16 protein-coding genes are annotated in these 18,810 nt (G+C 66.3%); 9 read left to right on the top strand and 7 right to left on the bottom strand.

Annotated features, from left to right (window positions below; translation table 11 throughout):
* Window positions 1-30 precede the first annotated feature (30 nt).
* Window positions 31-669, bottom strand: a complete 639-nt coding sequence (locus tag AC3WUM_RS00425) for an LPS-assembly lipoprotein LptE (RefSeq protein ID WP_411887106.1) — start codon at window positions 667-669, stop codon at window positions 31-33.
* Complete coding sequence (leuS, locus tag AC3WUM_RS00420; RefSeq protein WP_492408093.1) at window positions 670-3,345, bottom strand: leucine--tRNA ligase; 2,676 nt, start codon at window positions 3,343-3,345, stop codon at window positions 670-672.
* A gap of 305 nt (window positions 3,346-3,650) precedes the next feature.
* Between leuS and AC3WUM_RS00415 the strand changes: the two genes are divergently transcribed.
* From AC3WUM_RS00415 to AC3WUM_RS00385, 7 genes are all read left to right on the top strand, one after another.
* Window positions 3,651-4,094 (top strand): pilin, encoded by a 444-nt coding sequence (locus tag AC3WUM_RS00415; RefSeq protein WP_492408092.1) that lies wholly within the window; start codon window positions 3,651-3,653, stop codon window positions 4,092-4,094.
* A 777-nt stretch (window positions 4,095-4,871) separates the two neighbouring features.
* A complete protein-coding gene (gene pilB / locus AC3WUM_RS00410) occupies window positions 4,872-6,614 on the top strand; it encodes a type IV-A pilus assembly ATPase PilB (protein WP_492408091.1) in 1,743 nt (580 codons plus the stop codon).
* A gap of 205 nt (window positions 6,615-6,819) precedes the next feature.
* Window positions 6,820-8,037, top strand: coding sequence for a type II secretion system F family protein (locus AC3WUM_RS00405; protein ID WP_492408090.1), 1,218 nt, complete (start codon window positions 6,820-6,822; stop codon window positions 8,035-8,037).
* The gene (locus AC3WUM_RS00400; RefSeq protein WP_492408089.1) at window positions 8,038-8,925 is read left to right on the top strand and encodes a prepilin peptidase; all 888 of its coding nucleotides are present in this window, start codon (window positions 8,038-8,040) and stop codon (window positions 8,923-8,925) included.
* A 1-nt stretch (window position 8,926) separates the two neighbouring features.
* Complete coding sequence (coaE, locus tag AC3WUM_RS00395; RefSeq protein WP_492408088.1) at window positions 8,927-9,544, top strand: dephospho-CoA kinase; 618 nt, start codon at window positions 8,927-8,929, stop codon at window positions 9,542-9,544.
* Between the two features lie 125 nt (window positions 9,545-9,669).
* Window positions 9,670-10,458, top strand: coding sequence for a cell division protein ZapD (gene zapD, locus AC3WUM_RS00390; protein WP_492408087.1), 789 nt, complete (start codon window positions 9,670-9,672; stop codon window positions 10,456-10,458).
* A 4-nt stretch (window positions 10,459-10,462) separates the two neighbouring features.
* Window positions 10,463-10,678: a DNA gyrase inhibitor YacG gene (locus AC3WUM_RS00385; protein WP_492408086.1), complete on the top strand. Its 216-nt coding sequence runs from the start codon at window positions 10,463-10,465 to the stop codon at window positions 10,676-10,678.
* Window positions 10,679-10,689: 11 nt separating this feature from the next.
* Here AC3WUM_RS00385 and AC3WUM_RS00380 read toward each other — a convergent pair whose 3' ends face one another.
* The 3 genes from AC3WUM_RS00380 to AC3WUM_RS00370 form a co-directional block, all read right to left on the bottom strand.
* On the bottom strand, window positions 10,690-11,628 hold the full coding sequence (locus AC3WUM_RS00380) for a Nudix family hydrolase (protein ID WP_492408085.1): 939 nt from the start codon (window positions 11,626-11,628) through the stop codon (window positions 10,690-10,692).
* A gap of 162 nt (window positions 11,629-11,790) precedes the next feature.
* Complete coding sequence (argJ, locus tag AC3WUM_RS00375; RefSeq protein WP_492408084.1) at window positions 11,791-13,008, bottom strand: bifunctional glutamate N-acetyltransferase/amino-acid acetyltransferase ArgJ; 1,218 nt, start codon at window positions 13,006-13,008, stop codon at window positions 11,791-11,793.
* Between the two features lie 228 nt (window positions 13,009-13,236).
* The gene (locus tag AC3WUM_RS00370) at window positions 13,237-14,532 is read right to left on the bottom strand and encodes an acetyl-CoA C-acetyltransferase (RefSeq protein WP_492408083.1); all 1,296 of its coding nucleotides are present in this window, start codon (window positions 14,530-14,532) and stop codon (window positions 13,237-13,239) included.
* A 324-nt stretch (window positions 14,533-14,856) separates the two neighbouring features.
* Here AC3WUM_RS00370 and AC3WUM_RS00365 point away from each other — a divergent pair, with 324 nt between their 5' ends.
* Both AC3WUM_RS00365 and AC3WUM_RS00360 read left to right on the top strand, forming a co-directional pair.
* Entirely contained in the window at window positions 14,857-15,387 is a 531-nt protein-coding gene (locus AC3WUM_RS00365; RefSeq protein WP_492408931.1) for a thioesterase family protein, read from the top strand.
* 206 nt (window positions 15,388-15,593) lie between these two features.
* Complete coding sequence (locus AC3WUM_RS00360; protein WP_492408082.1) at window positions 15,594-17,654, top strand: oxidoreductase; 2,061 nt, start codon at window positions 15,594-15,596, stop codon at window positions 17,652-17,654.
* A 4-nt stretch (window positions 17,655-17,658) separates the two neighbouring features.
* Here AC3WUM_RS00360 and AC3WUM_RS00355 read toward each other — a convergent pair whose 3' ends face one another.
* The gene (locus tag AC3WUM_RS00355) at window positions 17,659-18,192 is read right to left on the bottom strand and encodes an NUDIX domain-containing protein (protein ID WP_492408081.1); all 534 of its coding nucleotides are present in this window, start codon (window positions 18,190-18,192) and stop codon (window positions 17,659-17,661) included.
* A gap of 43 nt (window positions 18,193-18,235) precedes the next feature.
* Entirely contained in the window at window positions 18,236-18,715 is a 480-nt protein-coding gene (locus tag AC3WUM_RS00350; protein WP_492408079.1) for a YiiD C-terminal domain-containing protein, read from the bottom strand.
* Window positions 18,716-18,810 lie beyond the last annotated feature (95 nt).

Here is an 18,810-nt window from a genome sequence, read left to right as displayed (position 1 = left end):
GGAACGAATCGACCGGAACGCCGCGCAGCCCTAGAGAGCCGGCGGCTCCGAGGCAGGAGTGGCCTGCACCGGATCGGCGGGCGCGGGCGACGGAACGACCCGCGCCGGCTCCTGCGGCACCACGGTTTCCTGCCGCGAAAGCAGGGTTTCCACTTTGAGCAGCAAAAGCTCGGCCAAGGCGTCCTGGATAAACTCGCGCAGGCGATCTTCTTCGGCTTCCTTGGCGAGAATCTGCCCTTCGTTGAACGAGTAATCGCGCGTCATGCGCAGGCTGCCGGGCGGCACCAGCACCTGCGTCGCGGTGTGCACCTCGTAGTCCACCGTCGTGACGAGCAGGAACTCCAGCGCCTTGCCGTCCGGCCCCACCGAAAGCACCTGGCGGCCTTCCTTGAGATTGCTGAGCTTGATGGTGGCATGAGCGCTCGCCGCCTCCTTGGTGACTTCGGCGCCCTGGCGCAGCAGCCGCGTGCGCAGCGAAGTCTCGAGCGGCGGTTCCGACACGCGATACGGAGCGACCACCTCGATATAGACCTTCTGCAGGGCCACCGGCAGCGGTCGCGAGCCCGCGGGATGAAAGCCGCAGCCCGCGACCAGAACCAGCAGCGCGCTCGCCGCGATCCAGCGCCATTTCGACACGATGCGCGCAGCGCGGCTGCCGGATGCGTTCACTCAGATCACCAGGTTGACGAGTTTGCCGGTCACCACGATCTGCTTCTTCACAGGCGCCCCGGCGATGAAGCGCTGCACCGCCTCGTCGGCCAGCGCGGCCGCGATGATCGCGTCCTTGCCCGCATCGGCGGCGACGTCGATCTTGCCGCGCAGCTTGCCGTTGACCTGTACGACGAGCGTGATCTGATCGCGGACCATGGCTTCGCTGTCCGCAACGGGCCAGCGCTGATCGAGAATGCCCTCGCTGCCGCGCAGCTCGACCCACAGCGCATGCGCCACGTGCGGGACGACCGGGCTCAGCATCAGCGTGATGCTCTCCCAGACTTCCTGCAGCACCGCGCGCGATTGCGCGCCGTCGTCGTTGTAGCGGCTCACGGTGTTGAGCAGCTCCATGATCGCGGCGATCGCGGTGTTGAAGGTGCGGCGGCGGCCGAAATCGTCGCCGACCTTGGCGATGGTTTCGTGCAGCGCGCGACGCAGGTCTTTCTGCGCATCGCTCAGCGCGCTCTTGTCGAGTGCCGGCGCGGCGCCGAGCTGCACGTGCTGGTGCACCGCGCGCCACAGACGCCGCAGGAAGCGCGCCATGCCTTCGACGCCGTCTTCCTTCCAGTCCAGCGAGGCGTCCGGCGGCGCGGCGAACATCGAATACAGGCGCACGGTGTCGGCGCCGTAGGCATCGATCATGGCCTGCGGATCGACGCCGTTGTTCTTGCTCTTGGACATCTTCTCGATGCCACCGATGGTCACGGGTTCTCCATCGACCGCGTGCCGGGCCGCGATCGGCTGGCCCTTGGCATCGCGCTCGAGCACGACGTCGGACGGATTGATCCAGGTCTTCTTGCCTTCCGCGTTTTCGCGGAAGTAGGTCTCCTTGATCACCATGCCCTGCGTGAGCAGTTGCATGAACGGCTCGTCGCTCTTGACCATGCCTTCGTCGCGCATAAGCTTGTGGAAGAAGCGCGAGTACAGCAGATGCAGGATCGCGTGCTCGATGCCGCCGATGTACTGGTCGACCGGCAGCCAGTAGTCGGCGCGCTCGTCGAGCATCCGGGTGTCGTTGTCCGGGCAGGCGTAGCGCGCGAAGTACCAGCTCGATTCGAAGAAGGTATCGAAGGTGTCGGTCTCGCGCGTCGCGGCGCCACCGCAGTTCGGGCACGTGGTCCTGGCCCAGTTCGGATCGGCCTTGATCGGCGATTGCACGCCGGTGAATTCGACGTCTTCGGGCAGCACCACGGGCAGCTGGTCCTCGGGCACCGGCTGCGCATCGCACTTCTCGCAATAGATGACCGGAATCGGGCAGCCCCAGTAGCGCTGGCGCGAAACGCCCCAGTCGCGCAGGCGGAAGTTCACTCGGCGCGAGCCGGTGCCGGCCTTCTCGAAGCGGTCGGCGATCGCATCGAAAGCCTGCTTGAAATCAAGGCCGTCGTATTCGCCCGAGTTGATGCAGATGCCATGTTCGGCCGAGCACTCGGCGCGGATCGCCTGCAGTTCGCGCAGCAGCGGCTCCTTGACCGAGCCTTCCACCGGATCGTCCTCGTCGGACAGCGAGCCGAGCGTCGCCAGCCGCGCTTCGAGCTCGGCTTCCTTGGCGCTGCGGATGACGCGCTTGATCGGCAGGCCGTACTTGGTCGCGAATTCATGATCGCGCTCGTCGTGCGCCGGCACCGCCATGACCGCGCCGGTGCCATAGCCCATCAGCACGAAGTTGGCGGCCCAGACCGGCACGCGCTCGCCGCTGATCGGGTGGATCGCGTCGATGCCCAGCGGCATGCCGCGCTTTTCCTGCGTCTCGAGTTCGGCCTCGGCGACGCCGCTGCGCGAGGCTTCGGCCAGAAACGCCGCGAGTTCGGCATTGCCCGCACCGGCCTTCTTGGCTAGTGGATGCTCGGCCGCCACGGCCAAGTACGTCACGCCCATCAGCGTGTCCGGGCGCGTCGTGTAGACCGTCAGCGGCTGGTCCTCGCCTTCGATCTGGAATTGGAGTTCCAGGCCCTCGGAGCGGCCGATCCAGTTGCGCTGCATGGTCTTGACCGGCTCGGGCCAGCCCGGCAGCGCGTCGAGATCGTCGAGCAGCTCCTGCGCATACGCGGTGATCTTGAGGAACCACTGCGGAATCGAGCGCCGCTCGACCACCGCGCCCGAGCGCCAGCCGCGGCCATCGATGACCTGCTCGTTGGCGAGCACGGTCTGGTCGATCGGGTCCCAGTTCACCACCGAGTCCTTGCGATAGACCAGGCCCTTCTTCATGAGCCGGGTGAACAGCAGCTGTTCCCAGCGGTAGTAGTTGGGCCGGCAAGTATCGAGCCGGCGCGACCAGTCGTAGGCGAAGCCGAGCCGCTTGAGCTGGGCCACCATGTATTCCATGTTGGCGTAGGTCCACTTCGCCGGCTGCGTGTGGTTGGCGATGGCCGCGTTCTCGGCCGGCAGGCCGAAGGCGTCGAAGCCCATCGGCTGCAGCACGCTCTTGCCGAGCATGCGCTGATAGCGGCTGATGACATCGCCGATCGTGTAATTGCGCACATGACCCATGTGCAGCTTGCCGCTCGGATACGGGAACATCGACAGGCAGTAGTACTTCTCGCGGCTGGGGTCTTCCACCGCCTTGAACGACTGCTCGCGCTCCCAGAAAGCCTGCGCCTGCGCTTCGAGGTCGGCGGGGCTGTATTGCTCCTGCATGGGTTTTTTGAATTCGTGTTGCGGGAAAGCGCGAAGTTTAGCCCAGGCCGGTGCGGGAGCCCCGTTATGACGGGCCTATTTGCAAGTTGAGCTGGCGATTTGTTGTCCGGTTTTGTCAGGAGCTGACAAAAAGTGTCAGTTCCGACCGCGCTGCCCGCTTCGGGGCGCGATGCAAATCTTTGTTTTTCATGGAAATGCAAAAATTTCTCGAGCTGGCACCCGGGTTGCCAGATGAATTCCGGCGGGATCAGTCCCCCAATGTCAGATCCCGAAACGACTTATCGGCACACACCGGAGAGTTTGAAATGAACAAGCAGCAAGGCTTCACCCTGATCGAACTGATGATCGTCGTGGCGATCATCGGCATCCTGGCCGCGATTGCGATTCCGGCGTATGCGAGTTACGTGGCCAAAGCGCAGGCTGCAGAAGCTCTCACGTTAATGGACGGACTGAAGGCGTCGGTTACTCAGGACATCACCAGCAGCGGCGCCGTTACGGGTATCGACAGCGGAACTGGGGAAGTACCAGCCGCAGCAGCAGTAACCGGCAAATACGTCAGTCAAGTAGCTGTGGACGAAGGTGTAATGACGGCCACATTTAAGGCTGCTACCGACGGTGTTAACTCCAATATTGCTGCAAAGACGATTCGGATGTCGCCAACGATCACTAACGGCTCTATCACCTGGGCATGTGCAGGCGGAGCCACAAATCCGGTCCCGGACGCTTATTTGCCTTCTGCTTGCAAATAGGCAGCGAGCGTAGCCCGGGTGCAACCCCGGGAAACCGCCCCACCGAACGCCACCCTCCGGGTGGCGTTCTGCTTTGTGCTCTCCGCCATCTCGGGTTGCACCCGGGCTACACAAGAGCATCGACGTTGAAGTTCAACTGCATCAACGACGCCCCACCGTGAATCACCGTTGATATTCGGGAGTGTCAACCGCGACCCACAACGGAGCGCCGGTGACGCTCACGAGGTATGACGTTGATACACCCGAGCATCGGCGTTGATGCTCGGACGTATCAACGATGAGGGCTCGGCACCTCATCACCGATGCTCTCGGGCATCACCGACGACCCGAAATGAATCACCCGAGATAGCCAAGCCCGTCACCGTTGATGCTCACCAGTATCAACCGCGATGCTCGCGACCCTGGTCGAGGGTTCAAGATGGGCCGCGCACTGGCTTGCGCCTGCGCCAGGTTTGGAGCACGTGCGCGCTACATTCGTCGCGGTCCACGATCAGGAGCGCGCATGACGCGCATCGAGCTGGCGCCAGGATTTACCGAAGATTTCGATCGCTCTCGATCATCGGCTCACGCGCGAAGCACCTTCCTGCACATTGCGCATCGGCGAGATCGTCGAGGCTCTAGCCGGCACGGTTCTGGTACTGGCAATCCGCAGTCACCGTGAAGCCGGATACAAACACCCCTAGACGCGCCATAGACGTCAATTGCCGCTCGCGTTTATTGACGATCCGCCCCAGCCGGACCACCATCGCCTGATCCGTAGTTCAGCCAGGCGATTCGATGCCCCTCAGCGCTCAAAGCCAGACTCCGACAGCTCCCATCGCTCCGCCCCTCGGCGGATTGGCGCGCAAGCTCGTCGCCGACAAGCTGCTGAGCGAGGAGCAGGCGCGGGAGTTTCAGCAGAAGGCGGTCAAATCCGGGCAGACCTTCGTCGCCTTGATCGTCGAGGCCAAGGCGGTGGCGCCGTTGCGTGTAGCCGAGATTGCGAGCGGTGATTTCGGCGCTGCACTGATCGACCTCAACGCGGTCGATGTCGATCCGAACCTGATCAAGGACCTGTCCGAGAAGCTGCTGCGCAAGACGCATACGCTGCCGCTCTACAAGCGCGGCAAGACGCTGTTCGTGGCGGTGTCGGACCCGACCAACCTCGCCGCGCTCGACGAGATCAAGTTCGCCACCGGCTTCAACACCGAAGCCGTGGTCGTCGAGGAAGACAAGCTCACCAAGGCGATCGAAGCCACCTCGCAGAAGATCAGCGCGGCTTCGATGGACCTCGGCGACGCCGATCTCGACAACATCGACATCAGCGACGCTTCGGCCTCCGAGGCCGACATCGCCCGGTCGGATGCCGACGAGGCGCCGATCGTGCGCTACGTCAACAAGATCATGCTCGACGCGATCGGCCAGAACGCCTCGGACATCCATTTCGAGCCCTACGAAAAGCAGTACCGCATCCGCTATCGCAAGGACGGCGAGCTGCGCACCGTCGCGACGCCGCCGGTGGCGACCGCGCTGCGGCTCGCTGCCCGCGTCAAGGTGATGTCGCGGCTGGATCTGGCCGAGCGCCGCATTCCGCAGGACGGGCGCATCAAGCTGAACCTGTCGCGCACCAAGGCGATCGACTTTCGCGTCAGCACCTGCCCGACGCTGTGGGGCGAGAAGATCGTCTGCCGAATCCTCGATCCGAGCAGCGCGCAGCTCGGCATCGACGCGCTGGGCTATCAGCCCGAGCAGAAGCAGGCCTACCTCAACGCGCTCGACAAGCCGCAGGGCATGATCCTGGTGACCGGCCCGACCGGCTCGGGCAAGACAGTGTCGCTGTATACCGGCCTGAACATCCTCAACCGCGACGACATCAACATCTCGACGGCCGAAGACCCGGCCGAAATCAATCTGCCGGGCGTCAATCAGGTCAATGTGAACCCCAAGGTCGGGCTCACGTTCGCGGCCGCGCTCAAGGCCTTCCTGCGCCAGGATCCGGACGTGATCATGGTCGGCGAAATCCGCGACCTGGAAACGGCGGAGATCGCGATCAAGGCCGCGCAGACCGGCCATCTGGTGCTGTCGACGCTGCATACCAACGATGCGCCGCAGACCATCGTGCGCCTCATGAACATGGGCGTGCCGGCCTACAACCTGGCCTCGACGCTGACGCTGATCATCGCCCAGCGGCTCGCGCGCCGGCTCTGCGGCGTCTGCAAGCGGCCGACCAGCATTCCGCGCCAGGAACTCATCCGCGAAGGCTTCACCGAGGCCGAAGTCGATGCCCCGGGTTTCACGCTGTACCAGGCGGTCGGCTGCGATCAGTGCGATCGCGGCTACAAGGGCCGCACGGGCATTTACCAGGTGATGCCATTCTCCGAGGCGATGGGCCGCATCATCATGGAAGGCGGCAGCGCCATGGATCTCGCGGACCAGGCTCAGCGCGAAGGCATCGAGAACCTGCGGCAGTCGGCCCTGCGCAAGGTGCGCGAAGGCGCGATCGACCTGCTCGAGGCAAATCGGGTCACGGTCGGCGATTGAGCCCCGCCGCCGATCGGCCGGATTGGGCGGTGCGTCGAGCTTTGGTGTGTGATGGCGCCGTAAGCTGCTCTGCATTCCTCTCCTCCGGGAAAGGGACCGAGGGTGAGGGACCATCCGGGATGAGCGGGCTTGGCTATCGAGGCGATTCCCTCACCCCTGCCCCTCTCCCGGAGGGAGAGGGGTTCAACGGCTGATCAACGGACTCATGGCACAGGCACTCACCATCAAGGAACACACCTTTCTCTGGGAAGGGCTCGATCGCAAGGGCGCGAAGGTGCGCGGCGAAAGCCGTGGGCCGTCCGAGAGCATGATCAAGACCCAGCTGCGCAAGCAGGGCATCAACCCGACCAAGGTGCGCAAGAAGCTGGAGCTGTTCGGCAACCGCAAGAAGATCAAGAGCGGCGACATCGCCATTTTCAGCCGACAGATGGCGACGATGATGGCGGCCGGCGTTCCGCTCGTGCAGTCGCTCGAACTGATCGGCCGCGGTCACCAGAACCCGGCGATGGCCGAGCTGATCATGGGCGTGAAGACCAGCATCGAGGGCGGCAGCTCGTTCGCCGAATCGCTCGCCAAATATCCGCTGCATTTCGACGACCTGTTCGTCAATCTGGTCGACGCCGGCGAGCGCTCGGGCACGCTCGAAACCCTGCTCGACAAGGTCGCGACGTACAAGGAAAAGACCGAGGCGATCAAGAAGAAGGTCAAGAAGGCCATGACCTACCCGAGCGCGGTGCTCGTGGTGGCCTTCATCGTCACCGGCATCCTGCTGTACTTCGTGGTGCCGCAGTTCGAGGATCTGTTCAAGGGCTTCGGCGCCGACCTGCCGGCCTTCACGGTGATGGTGATCTCGCTGTCGCGCTTCGTGCAGGACCAGTGGTTCTTCATCCTCAGCGTGCTCGGCGGCTCGATCTACGCGTTCTTCTATTTCCACAAGCGCTCGCCGAAGATGCGGCGCTTCATGGATCGCGCGCTGCTCAAGGTGCCGGTGGTCGGCGACATCCTCTACAAGTCGGCCGTCGCGCGCTACGCGCGCACGCTGTCGACCATGTTCGCGGCCGGCGTTCCGCTCGTCGAAGCGCTCGATTCGGTCGCCCGCGCCTCGGGCAACATCGTGTTCCAGGACGCGATCCTGATCATGAAAGACCAGGTCTCCACGGGCCAGCAACTGCAGCTGACGATGCAGCAGAGCGGCATGTTCCCGTCGATGGCGACGCAGATGGTGGCGATCGGCGAGGAATCCGGCTCGCTCGACGAGATGTGCGCCAAGGTCGCCGATTTCTACGAGGCCGAGGTCGACAACCAGGTCGACTCGCTGTCGAGCCTGCTCGAACCGATGATCATGGCCATCCTCGGCGTACTGGTCGGTGGCCTGGTGGTCGCCATGTACCTGCCCATCTTCAAGCTCGGCATGGTGGTCTGATTGAGCCTCTTCGACCCGTTTCTGCTAGCGCTGCAAAACAACTTCGCGTTTCTGATGATCGCCACGCTGCTGCTCGGGCTGTGCATCGGCAGCTTCCTGAACGTGCTCGCTTATCGTCTGCCGCTGCGCATCGAGCAGGATTTCCGCAAGGCCACGTTCGAGAGCTTCGGCGTGCCGGCCGGAGCCGACCGGGAACCGCCGGTCTCGCTGCTGCGCCCGGCCAGCCACTGCCCGGCCTGCAAGACCCCGATCAAGCCCTGGCACAACCTGCCGGTGCTCGGCTGGCTGCTGCTGCGCGGGCGCTGCGCGGCCTGCAAGGCGCCGATCTCGGTGCAATATCCGATCGTCGAGGCCGTCACCGGAGCGCTGTCGATGGTCTGCGTCTGGCGCTTCGGCTATTCGCCCGAACTGCTCGGCGCGCTCGTGCTGACCTGGGCGCTGGTCGCGCTGACGGTCACCGACCTCAAGACCCTGTTCCTGCCCGACGATCTCACCTTGCCGCTGCTCTGGCTCGGCCTGCTCGCAAGTCTGGCCGGCGTGTTCGTCGGTCCGGCGACGGCCATCGTCGGCGCGGCGGCCGGCTACGGCGTGCTCTGGGTCGTGTTCCAGCTGTTCAAGCTCGTCACCGGCAAGGAAGGCATGGGCTATGGCGACTTCAAGCTCATGGGCGCGCTCGGCGCCTGGCTCGGCTGGCAGGCGCTGCCGCAGATCATCATCCTGTCGGCCCTGGTCGGCGCTGCGGTCGGCCTGGCGCTGATGGTGGCCCGGCGCGCCGAATGGAGCACGCGCATTCCGTTCGGCCCCTACATTGCCGGCGCCGGCTGGCTCGCGCTGATCTGGGGAGCGGACATCAACGGCTGGTACCTGAACTTCACCGGGATGCAGTGACGTGTCGAGACTCACGATAGGACTGACCGGCGGCATCGCCAGCGGCAAGACGCTGGTCGGCGACGCCTTCATCGCGCTCGGCGTGCCGGTGCTCGATGCCGACCAGGTCTCGCGCGACGTGGTCGCCCCAGGCGAACCGGCGCTGCTGCAGATCGCCGAAACCTTCGGCGCGGATTTTTTGCAGGCCGACGGCACGCTCGATCGCCGTCGCATGCGCGAGCGCGTGTTCGGCGATCCGGCCGCACTCAAACAGCTCGAGGCGATCACGCATCCGGCGATCGGCGATCGCATGCGGCGCTGGCTCGCCGAGCAGACCACGCCTTACTGCATCCTGTCGGTGGCGATTTTGATCGAAGCGGGGCATCTGCGCGCCCTGGTCGATCGCGTGCTCGTGGTCGACGTGCCCGAGTCCGTGCAGCTCGCGAGGCTGACTTCACGCGACAAGGTCAGCGAAACCCTGGCCCGCCAGATGATGACCGCACAGGCCACGCGCGAGCGTCGGCTCGCGGCGGCGGACGACGTGATCGTCAACGACGCCGCCGTGTCGACGACGCTAGAAGCGGTTTCGCGACTGCATCAGCGCTATCTGCAAATGGCCCGGGAGCGGCCGCCGCACTGAGTTTTCGCGTCGCCAAAGAACCCGAATTCCGGGCTCCGGGCAGCGGCTTGACGGAGTTCGATTTGCATTTGCCGTGACTGGTGCACTGCGTCACAATCCAGCCCACTTTGCTTCAGCCTGTGGCCGTGACTCCAGTACTGGCAGACGGATCTTCCGCCATCATCTTCGAGCAACCGCTCAACGAGCGCGTGCGCACCTTCCTGCGCCTCGAATTCCTGTTCGGCCAGCACGCTCACCATCGCCAGGACTCGTCCAACTACGGCCTGCGCGCCCGTCTGCAGACCCTGCTCGACACGCTCACGGTGCTGTCGCGCTCGGACCTCAAGAAAGACATCCTCAAGGAACTGCTCGAACAGCACTCGCACCTCACGCGGCTCGCCGCGCGCCCGGGTGTCGATCAGTCGCGCCTGTCCGGCGTGCTGCAGGATCTGACGACCTCGGTCACCGGCCTGCAGCAGCTCGCGACGCAGTTCGCCGGCAGCGCTTTGCGCGACAACGAGTTCCTGATCTCGATCCACAACCGTACCTCGATCCCGGGCGGCAGCTGTGCGTTCGACCTGCCCGCATACCACTTCTGGCTCTCGCAGTCGCCCGAGATCGTCAATCGCGACCTCGACGCCTGGTTCGCCGATCTGGCGCCGTTCGAGCGCGCGATCGGCCTGTACCTGAAGCTGCTGCGCGGCAGCACCGAGATCGCCTCGGGCCTCGCGCGCGGCGGCACCTACGTGCATTCGCCGCAAGGTCCGGTGCAGCTGCTGCGCGTGTTCGTTCCGCAGGCCGCGGCCGCGTATCCGGAAATCAGCGCCGGCGCGCACCGCTTCACGATCCGCTTCGTCTCGCTGCGCGACGTCAACCGCCGCAGCACGCAGGTGCATCAGGACGTGGCGTTCGGCATCCAGTGCTGTTCGCTCTGACCTGATGTCGATCAAGCAGGCCCGCTGTCCGCGTTGCGGAGAACCCGCGTCGCTCGAGAAGACGAACCGCTTCCGCCCGTTCTGCAGCGAGCGCTGCAAGCTCATCGACCTGGGCGCCTGGGCCAGCGGCCAGTACGCGATTCCGGCCGCGGACGACGAGTCCGACGCGGAGGAGCCGACCGTCGAGCAGGGCCGCCCGCCGCCGTCCCGCCTGCAGTAGCTGCTAAGCCTTTACGGCCAGTAAGCACCGATACCCGCGCTGCCCTGCCCGCCCGCGGCCCAGATGCGCTCGTGATCGCCCGGGCCGACGCCACCGATCGCATAGACCGGCAGGCCGCATTCCCAGACCGCTGTGGCGAAACCATCCCAGCCGAGCCCGGGCTGGCCCTCGTGCGTGGGCGTGTCGAGCACGTGGCCGAGCACGGCCGCGTCGACGTCGAGCGCCGCGAGGCGCGACAGCTCCGCAGCCGAATGTACCGAGACCGCGAACGGCAGATGCGCCGGAACCGGCCGGCTCGTCAGCGTCGGCCAGACCTTCGAGGTGGCATGCAGTCCGCAACCGAGCTCGCGCGAAAGCCCGGGCTCGCGATCGAGCATCAGCGTGAGCCCGCGCGCCTGGACCTCGGGCTGCAACATGCGGGCAAGCGCGGCATAGCCGAAGTCGTCGAGCTTGGGCAGGCGCAGGCGCAGCAGCGCGCCGGCCGGCAGACGGTCCAGGCCGGCGCGGATCGAAGCGACCGTCGCGTCGGGCCGCGTGAACACGTAATCCGTCGGCAGCCGTAGCGGCTTGAGGATGGGCGCGACCGTCGGCAGCGTCTGCAACCGAGCGATCTCGGCGAGCCCGCACCAGGCCAGCGCCTGCCGCTCGCGCGAAGACGGCTCGCCGTCGAAGCCCGTCACGAGCCAGGTATCGAGCTGCACGATGCGATTGCTGTAGGCGTGCCGCAGCCGGATCAGCGGTCGCGCCTGCGTGACGTTGACGCCGAGTTCCTCGTGCAGCTCACGCGCGAGCGCGCCGGCGACCGATTCGCCGGGCTCGACCTTGCCGCCCGGAAACTCCCAGAACCCCGCCGCGACCTTGCCCTCGGGGCGCTGGGCCAGCAGCAGCTCGCCACGCTCGTTGCGCAGCACGCCGCAGGCGACTTCGAGGATGGGGCGCGGGTCGGTCATCGACACGCTCCACGCTTGTCCCCTCTCCCACTTGTGGGAGAGGGTGGTCCGAAGGACCGGGAGAGGGGAGGCTCGGAAAAGGCGCACCTCTTTTCGAGCCTCCCCTCTCTCCCCTCGCTGCGCGAGGGACTCTCTCCCGCACGCGGGAGAGAGGACAGAAGATCAAGTCCGATATTCGGCATTGATCTTCACGTAGTCGTAGCTGAAATCGCAGGTCCAGACCGTCGCGCTGGCCTCGCCGCTGCCGAGCGCGATGCGGATCGCGAATTCGGGCTGGGCGACCACGGCCGAGCCGCGCTCCTCGCGATAGTCCGGATGCGGCTGGCCGCCGCGCAGCAGGCAGACCTCGTCGAGCCAGAGATCGACCTTCGCCGGGTCGACCGCGACGCCGGACTTGCCGACCGCCATGACGATGCGGCCCCAGTTGGCGTCGGAGGCGAACAGCGCCGTCTTCACGAGCGGCGAATGCGCCACCGCGAGCGCCACCTGGCGCGCCTCGGCGGAGCTAGCGGCCTGGCTCACTTCGATCGTGACGAACTTGGTCGCGCCCTCGCCGTCGCGCACGATCGCATGCGCGAGTTCGCGACAGACCGCTTCGATCGCGTCGGCCACGAGCGCGTAGTCGGCGTCGCCGGTTTCGATCTCGCGCGAGCCGACCTGGCCGGTCGCCATCAGCACGCAGGAGTCGTTCGTCGAGGTATCGCCATCCACGGTCACGCAGTTGAAGCTGCGCGAGACCGCCGATTTCAGCACGGTGTCCGTCGCCGCCTGCGAGAGCCTGGCGTCGGTGGCCACGTAGCCGAGCATGGTCGCCATGTTCGGGTGGATCATGCCGACGCCCTTGGCGATGCCAGTCACGGTGACCTCGCCCTGCGAGGTCGCCACCTTGCGCGAAGCACCCTTGCCGACCGTGTCGGTGGTCATGATCGCGAGCATCGCGGCGATCCATCCATCGGCGCTCAGATCGGACACGGCCTTCGGCGCCGCCGCGACCATGCGCTCGACCGGCAGGCGCTGGCCGATCACGCCGGTCGAGAACGAGAGCACCTGGTTCGGCTCGCAGCCGACGGCCGCAGCGACGGCGGCTGCGACCGCGCGCGCATCGTCGAGCCCGCCCTGGCCGGTCGCGGCGTTGGCATTGCCCGAGTTGACCACCAGCGCGCGCACCGCGGCGCCGCTCGCGAGCACCTCGCGGCACAGCAGCACCGGAGCGGCGGCGAACGAGTTCTGCGTGAACACACCAGCCACGCGCGTGCCCGGCGCGAGTTCGATGACGAGCAGATCGCGGCGGCCCGGCTTCTTGATCGCAGCCTCGGCCACGCCGAGGCGCACGCCGGCGACGGAAGGAAGGGATTCAGGAGCCTGGTAGGCGACGGCCATCGGAGTTCTCTGTCAGGGAGAAACGGGGCCGCGGATTGTAGCGAACGTCATGACGATCGCTGATGACCTGTCCCCTCTCCCACTTGTGGGAGAGGGTGGTCCGAAGGACCGGGAGAGGGGAAGGTGGGAAAGGGCACGCTTTTTTCAGGCCTGCCCTCTCTCCCCTCGCTTCGCGAGGGACTCTCTCCCGCACAGCGGGAGAGAGGACCGTCAACGACAAATCACCAATCAGCGCTCGACGATCGCCGTCACGCCGAGACCACCGGCCGCGCAGATCGAAATCAGGCCGCGACCCGAACCACGCTCTTCGAGCGCCTTGCCGAGCGTGGCGAGAATGCGGCCGCCGGTGGCCGCGAACGGATGCGCGAGCGCGACGCTACCGCCCTTCACGTTCATCTTGCTGCGGTCGATCGAACCGAGCGGCTTGTCGAGACCGAGGCGCTCCTTGCAGAACTTGGGGTCTTCCCAGGCCTTCAGCGTGCACAGCACCTGGGCGGCGAAGGCCTCGTGGATTTCGTAAAAATCGAAGTCCTGCAGGGTCAGACCGGCGCGCGCGAGCATGCGCGGCACCGCGTAGGCCGGGGCCATCAGCAGGCCTTCCTTCTTGATCACAAAATCCACCGCAGCCGTTTCGGCATGGGTGATGAAAGCCTGCGGCTTGAAGCCATGAGCGGCGGCCCATTCTTCACTCGACAGCAGCACGGCCGAAGCACCGTCGCTGAGCGGCGTGGAGTTGCCGGCCGTCAGCGTGCCGCGGCCGGACTTGCGGTCGAACACCGGCTTGAGCGTGGCGAGCTTTTCGAGCGTGCTGTCGGCGCGCAGGTTGTTGTCGCGCTTGATGCCGGCGTATTCGATGATCAGGTCGTCATAGAAACCGGCGTCGTAGGCGGCCGCAGCCTTGCGGTGCGATTCGAACGCGAGCTGGTCCTGGTCTTCGCGCGCGATGTTCCATTCCTGCGCCATCAGCTCGCAGTGCTCGCCCATGCTCTTGCGCGTGCGCGGTTCGCCGTTGCTCGGGATCGCCGGGGCGAGCATGGACGGACGAAACTTGGCGAGCGCGGCCAGGCGCTGGCTGCCGGTCTTGGCGCGATTGAGTTCGAGCAGGATCTTGCGCAGCTTTTCGCCGACCGCGATCGGCGCATCCGAGGCGGTGTCGACGCCGCCCGCGATGCCCGATTCGATCTGCCCGAGCGCGATCTTGTTGCCGACCAGGATCGCCGCTTCGAGGCCCGTGCCGCAGGCCTGCTGCACGTCGTAGGCCGGGGTTTCGGCCGCCAGGCCCGAAGACAGCACGCATTCGCGCGTCAGGTTGAAATCGCGCGAGTGCTTGAGCACGGCGCCGGCCGCCACTTCGCCGAGGCGCTCGCCCTGCAACTGGAACTTGTCGACCACGCCGCGCAGCGTGGCGGTGAGCATGTCCTGGTTGCTCTTGGTCGAATACACCGTGTTCGAGCGGCAGAACGGAATGCGCGAGCCGCCGAGCAGGGCGACGCGACGTCCGATGGGAGGCTTGGCAGTGGTCATGGTTGATCCCAATAGTGAAGAAGAAATTCGGTCGAACCGCCGGGTCCGCTCCGCCAGCTTATCGCCGCAATCCGCGACGATGATGAATGGCGGGGCGTCAGCGCGAATGGCCGCGGCAGTCGCACGGAAGAGTTCCTGGACTCGGTGGCCGCACGGCTCTTGACGCTGGCAGAGTCGCGCCTGAATGCTTCGGACGCCATGGCGGAGCCGACACGATCTTCTGGCGTGCCCGCCACTGGCGGCGCCGTCCCCCGGGCCGCATCTTCTGCGCCCACGAAAGCGACGCCGGAAAGCCGGGCGCCGCGGAGAACGATCTTGCTGCGCATGCTCTGGCTGCTGCTGACCTACCGCTCGCGCGGACCCTTGCCCTTGCTCGGCACGAGTCGCCTGAGCGGACGCGTGTGGCCCAACGATCTCGATTCCAATCTGCACATGAACAACGGCCGCTATTTCACGCTGGCCGATCTCGGGCGCTTCGATCACGGCCTGCGCTCGGACCTGTGGAAGCGGGCCCTCAAGCGCGGCTGGCGACCTGTGGCCGGTGACTGTGGCGGCCGTTTCTCGGCCTCGCTGCAGCCGTTCGCACGCTACGAGCTCGAATCGCGGCTGCTCGGCTGGGACGCCAAATGGTTCTTCATCGAGCATCGCTACAAGCTCGGCGAACGCGTCGCCGCGGTGGTCGCGGTGCGCTATCTGTTCGTCAGCAAGCAGGGCCCGGTGCCGACCGCCAAGACGCTAGACCTGATCGGCCATCGCGAGCCCTCGCCCGAGTTACCCGAGTGGATCGCGCGCTGGCGCGACGCGCAGGACGCGCTGATCGGCCAGCTCAAGCGCGACGCCGGTTTGCGCCGCTGATCGGGCCGATGGACGCAGGCGTGAATCGCCGCCAATTTGGCGCCCGCACGGGCCTCTTATGATGCGCGCTTCCAGCACGGCTGACGGCGCCCAATCCGCCGTCGCCCGAAGCAGCCATGTCCGCAGCGACGGCAGCGCCCCTTTCACCAGCGCCTTAACGCGGTGAAGGACATGCGCGATCACGATCATCCATTGGAGTCTTCGTCATGTCCGCCACTACTGCCTATCCGCACCTGCTCGCCCCGCTCGACCTGGGCTTCACCACGCTGAAAAACCGCGTGCTGATGGGCTCGATGCACACGGGCCTCGAAGATCGTCGCAAGCATCTGCCCAAGCTCGCGGCCTATTTCGCCGAGCGCGCGCGCGGCGGCGTCGGGCTCATGGTCACCGGCGGTTTCGCGCCGAACATCGAAGGCTGGCTCGCGCCGTTCGCGTCCAAGCTCAATAGCAGCGCGTCGGCGCGAGCGCATCGGCAAGTGACCGACGCGGTGCATGCGGAGGGCGGCAAGATCGCGCTGCAGATCCTGCATGCCGGGCGCTACAGCTATCACCCGCTGTCGGTGTCGGCGTCCCGGCTCAAGGCGCCGATCAATCCGTTCACGCCGCGCGAGCTGTCGAGCGGCGGCATCGAGCGGCAGATTCGCGCCTTCGTGCGCTGTGCCGCGCTGGCTCGCGAGGCCGGTTACGACGGCGTCGAGATCATGGGTTCCGAGGGCTATCTGATCAACCAGTTCCTCGCGCCCGGTACCAATCTGCGCGACGACGAATACGGCGGCGATGCGCTGCGCCGCCAGCGCTTCGCGCTCGAGATCGCGCAGCGCACGCGCGAGGCCGTGGGCCGCGATTTCATCATCATCTTCCGCCAGTCGCTGATCGACCTCGTGCCGGGAGGCCAGAGCTGGGACGAGATCGTGCAGCTCGCACGCGGGCTGCAAAACGCCGGCGTGACGATGATCAACACCGGCATCGGCTGGCACGAGGCGCGCGTTCCGACCATCGTCACGAGCGTGCCGCGCGCGGCCTTCGCGTGGGTGACGAAGAAGCTCAAGGAAGAAGCGGGCCTGAGCATTCCGCTGATCACGACCAACCGCATCAACGCGCCCGACGTCGCCGAACGCCTGCTCGCCGACGGCTATGCCGACATGGTCAGCATGGCGCGGCCGCTGCTGGCCGACCCGGAGTTCGTCAACAAGGCGGCGGCGAATCGCGCCGACGAGATCAACACCTGCATCGCCTGCAACCAGGCCTGCCTCGATCATGCGTTCCGCGGCAAGCTCGCAAGCTGCCTCGTGAACCCGCGCGCCGCGCACGAAACCGAGCTGCGCTATGAGCCGACCGCCAAGGCCAAGCGCATCGCCGTGGTCGGCGCCGGGCCTTCTGGCCTGGCCTGCGCCACCGTGCTCGCCGAACGCGGGCACACGGTCGACCTGTACGACGCGGCCGAGGAAATCGGCGGCCAGTTCAACATGGCCAAGCGCATTCCGGGCAAGGAAGAGTTCCACGAGACGCTGCGCTATTTCCGCAAGCGCCTCGCCGTCACCGGCGTGCGCCTGCATCTGAACCGCCGCGTCGATGCCGACGATCTGCTCGCGGGCAACTACGACGACATCGTGCTCGCCACCGGCGTGTCGCCGCGCAATCCGAAGATTCCAGGGCAGGACGCGGGCCTCGCCGACGGGCGCGTGCTCTATTACACCGACGTGCTGCGCGGCAACGCGCCGGTCGGTGCGCGCGTGGCGCTGATCGGCGCCGGCGGCATCGGCTTCGACGTCGCCGAATTCCTCGCCAGCGACGGCCATTCGACGACGCTCGATCTGCCGAGCTGGCAGCGTGAGTGGGGCGTGACCGAAGACCCGAACGCGCGCGGCGGCCTGACGGACGATCGCCAGACCGCGCAGAGCCCGCGCCAGATCTGGCTGCTGCAGCGCAAGGCCGGCAAGCCCGGCGCCGGTCTCGGCAAGACCAGCGGCTGGGTGCATCGCGCCTCGCTGCAGATGAAGCAGGTGACGATGCTCGCCGCGGTCAACTACGAAGCGATCGAACCGCAGGGTTTGCGCGTGAGCTTCGGCGAAAAGCGCGAACGCGGGCAGCTCATCGAAGTGGACCAGGTGGTGATCTGCGCGGGCCAGGAGCCGCAGCGCGAACTGCAGGCCTCGCTCGTCGCGGCCGGCGCCTCGGTGCACCTGATCGGCGGTGCCGACGTAGCGTCCGAGCTCGACGCCAAGCGCGCGATCGACCAGGGATCGCGGCTCGCGGCGAGACTCTGAACCGCTAGGACCGGATCTGCGGCGCCTCGCCGAGCGTCGCGGTGTAGCCCTGCGCGGCGAGCCAGTCGCGCAGTGCGAAGCCGGTGCCGCCGGGCCAGTAGGTGACCTGATCGAAGGCCACGTGCTTCCAGTCGTCGAGCTCCTCGTTGAGCTTGACGGTGCCGCGCGCCGGCACGTGATAGGCGATCAGCAACTGGTTCTTACGGAAGAAGTCGTAGAGCCCGATGAAGTTCGCGCCGAGGGCTTCGAGCCCGAGCTCTTCCTCGACTTCGCGCTGCACGCCGATCTCGGGGCTTTCGCCGCTTTCGAGAAAACCCGTGACGAGCGCGTAGAAGTTGCGCGGCCAGGCGACGTTGCGGGCGAGGATGATCTTGCCCTCGTGCTCGACGACGGCGGCGACCACCGGCACCGGATTGTCCCAGTGCACGAAGCCGCAGCGCGGATCGTCGCAGCAGATGCGGTCGCGCTCGCCGACGAAGGCGAAGGTGAGCGGACGCGCGCATTGCGGGCAGAAGCGGAAGTTCGAGTTCGGGTTCATGGGGGTTTCCTGTGTCCCAAGATTCAGCGACGGAAGACGACGCTCATTCGAGCGCGGCCGCGTAGGTGCCTTTGAGCTGCACGCCGTCCGCGCCGGCCGCGCCGATGCGGGTCAGCAAGTCGATGCGCGCCTTGCCGCGACTGCGCAGCCGTTCGACGAAGGCCGGCCAAGCCTCGTCCGGGCGCAGGGTTTCGGCGACGAGGTCTTCGGCCACCGGCAGGCGATAGTCGATCTCGCTCCTCTGCACGACCAGCCGCGCCTTCAGGCCTTCGGCCCGCAGCGCGACGTGCAGCAAAGCCCAGCCCGAGACGATGCCGACGAGCGCGAGCGAGCCGCCGAATGCGGTCTGGTGATGGTTGCGGTTGACGGCCAGCGGAGCGCTCAGCACCACACGCTGCGGACTCGCGACGAGCGCCTGCACTTCGACGCTCGCCAGAATCGGAATGCTCTGTCGCAGGAACTGCGTGAGCGCCTCGGCGGAGACGAGCGGGTCGGGCGTGGCGACGGAAAGTTCGACTGTCATGACGAGGCGCAGCATAGCGTCTGATCGTCGGCGGCACAGGCGGCTTCGCGAGCCCGATGCCGGCGATCCGGAGCCCGGGCACTGATCTAAACTGC

Source organism: Hydrocarboniphaga sp. FW305-C-57 (genome assembly GCF_058783045.1).
The sequence above is the reverse complement of the archived record's forward strand: the minus strand, read 5'-3'. Positions and strand labels throughout refer to the sequence as shown.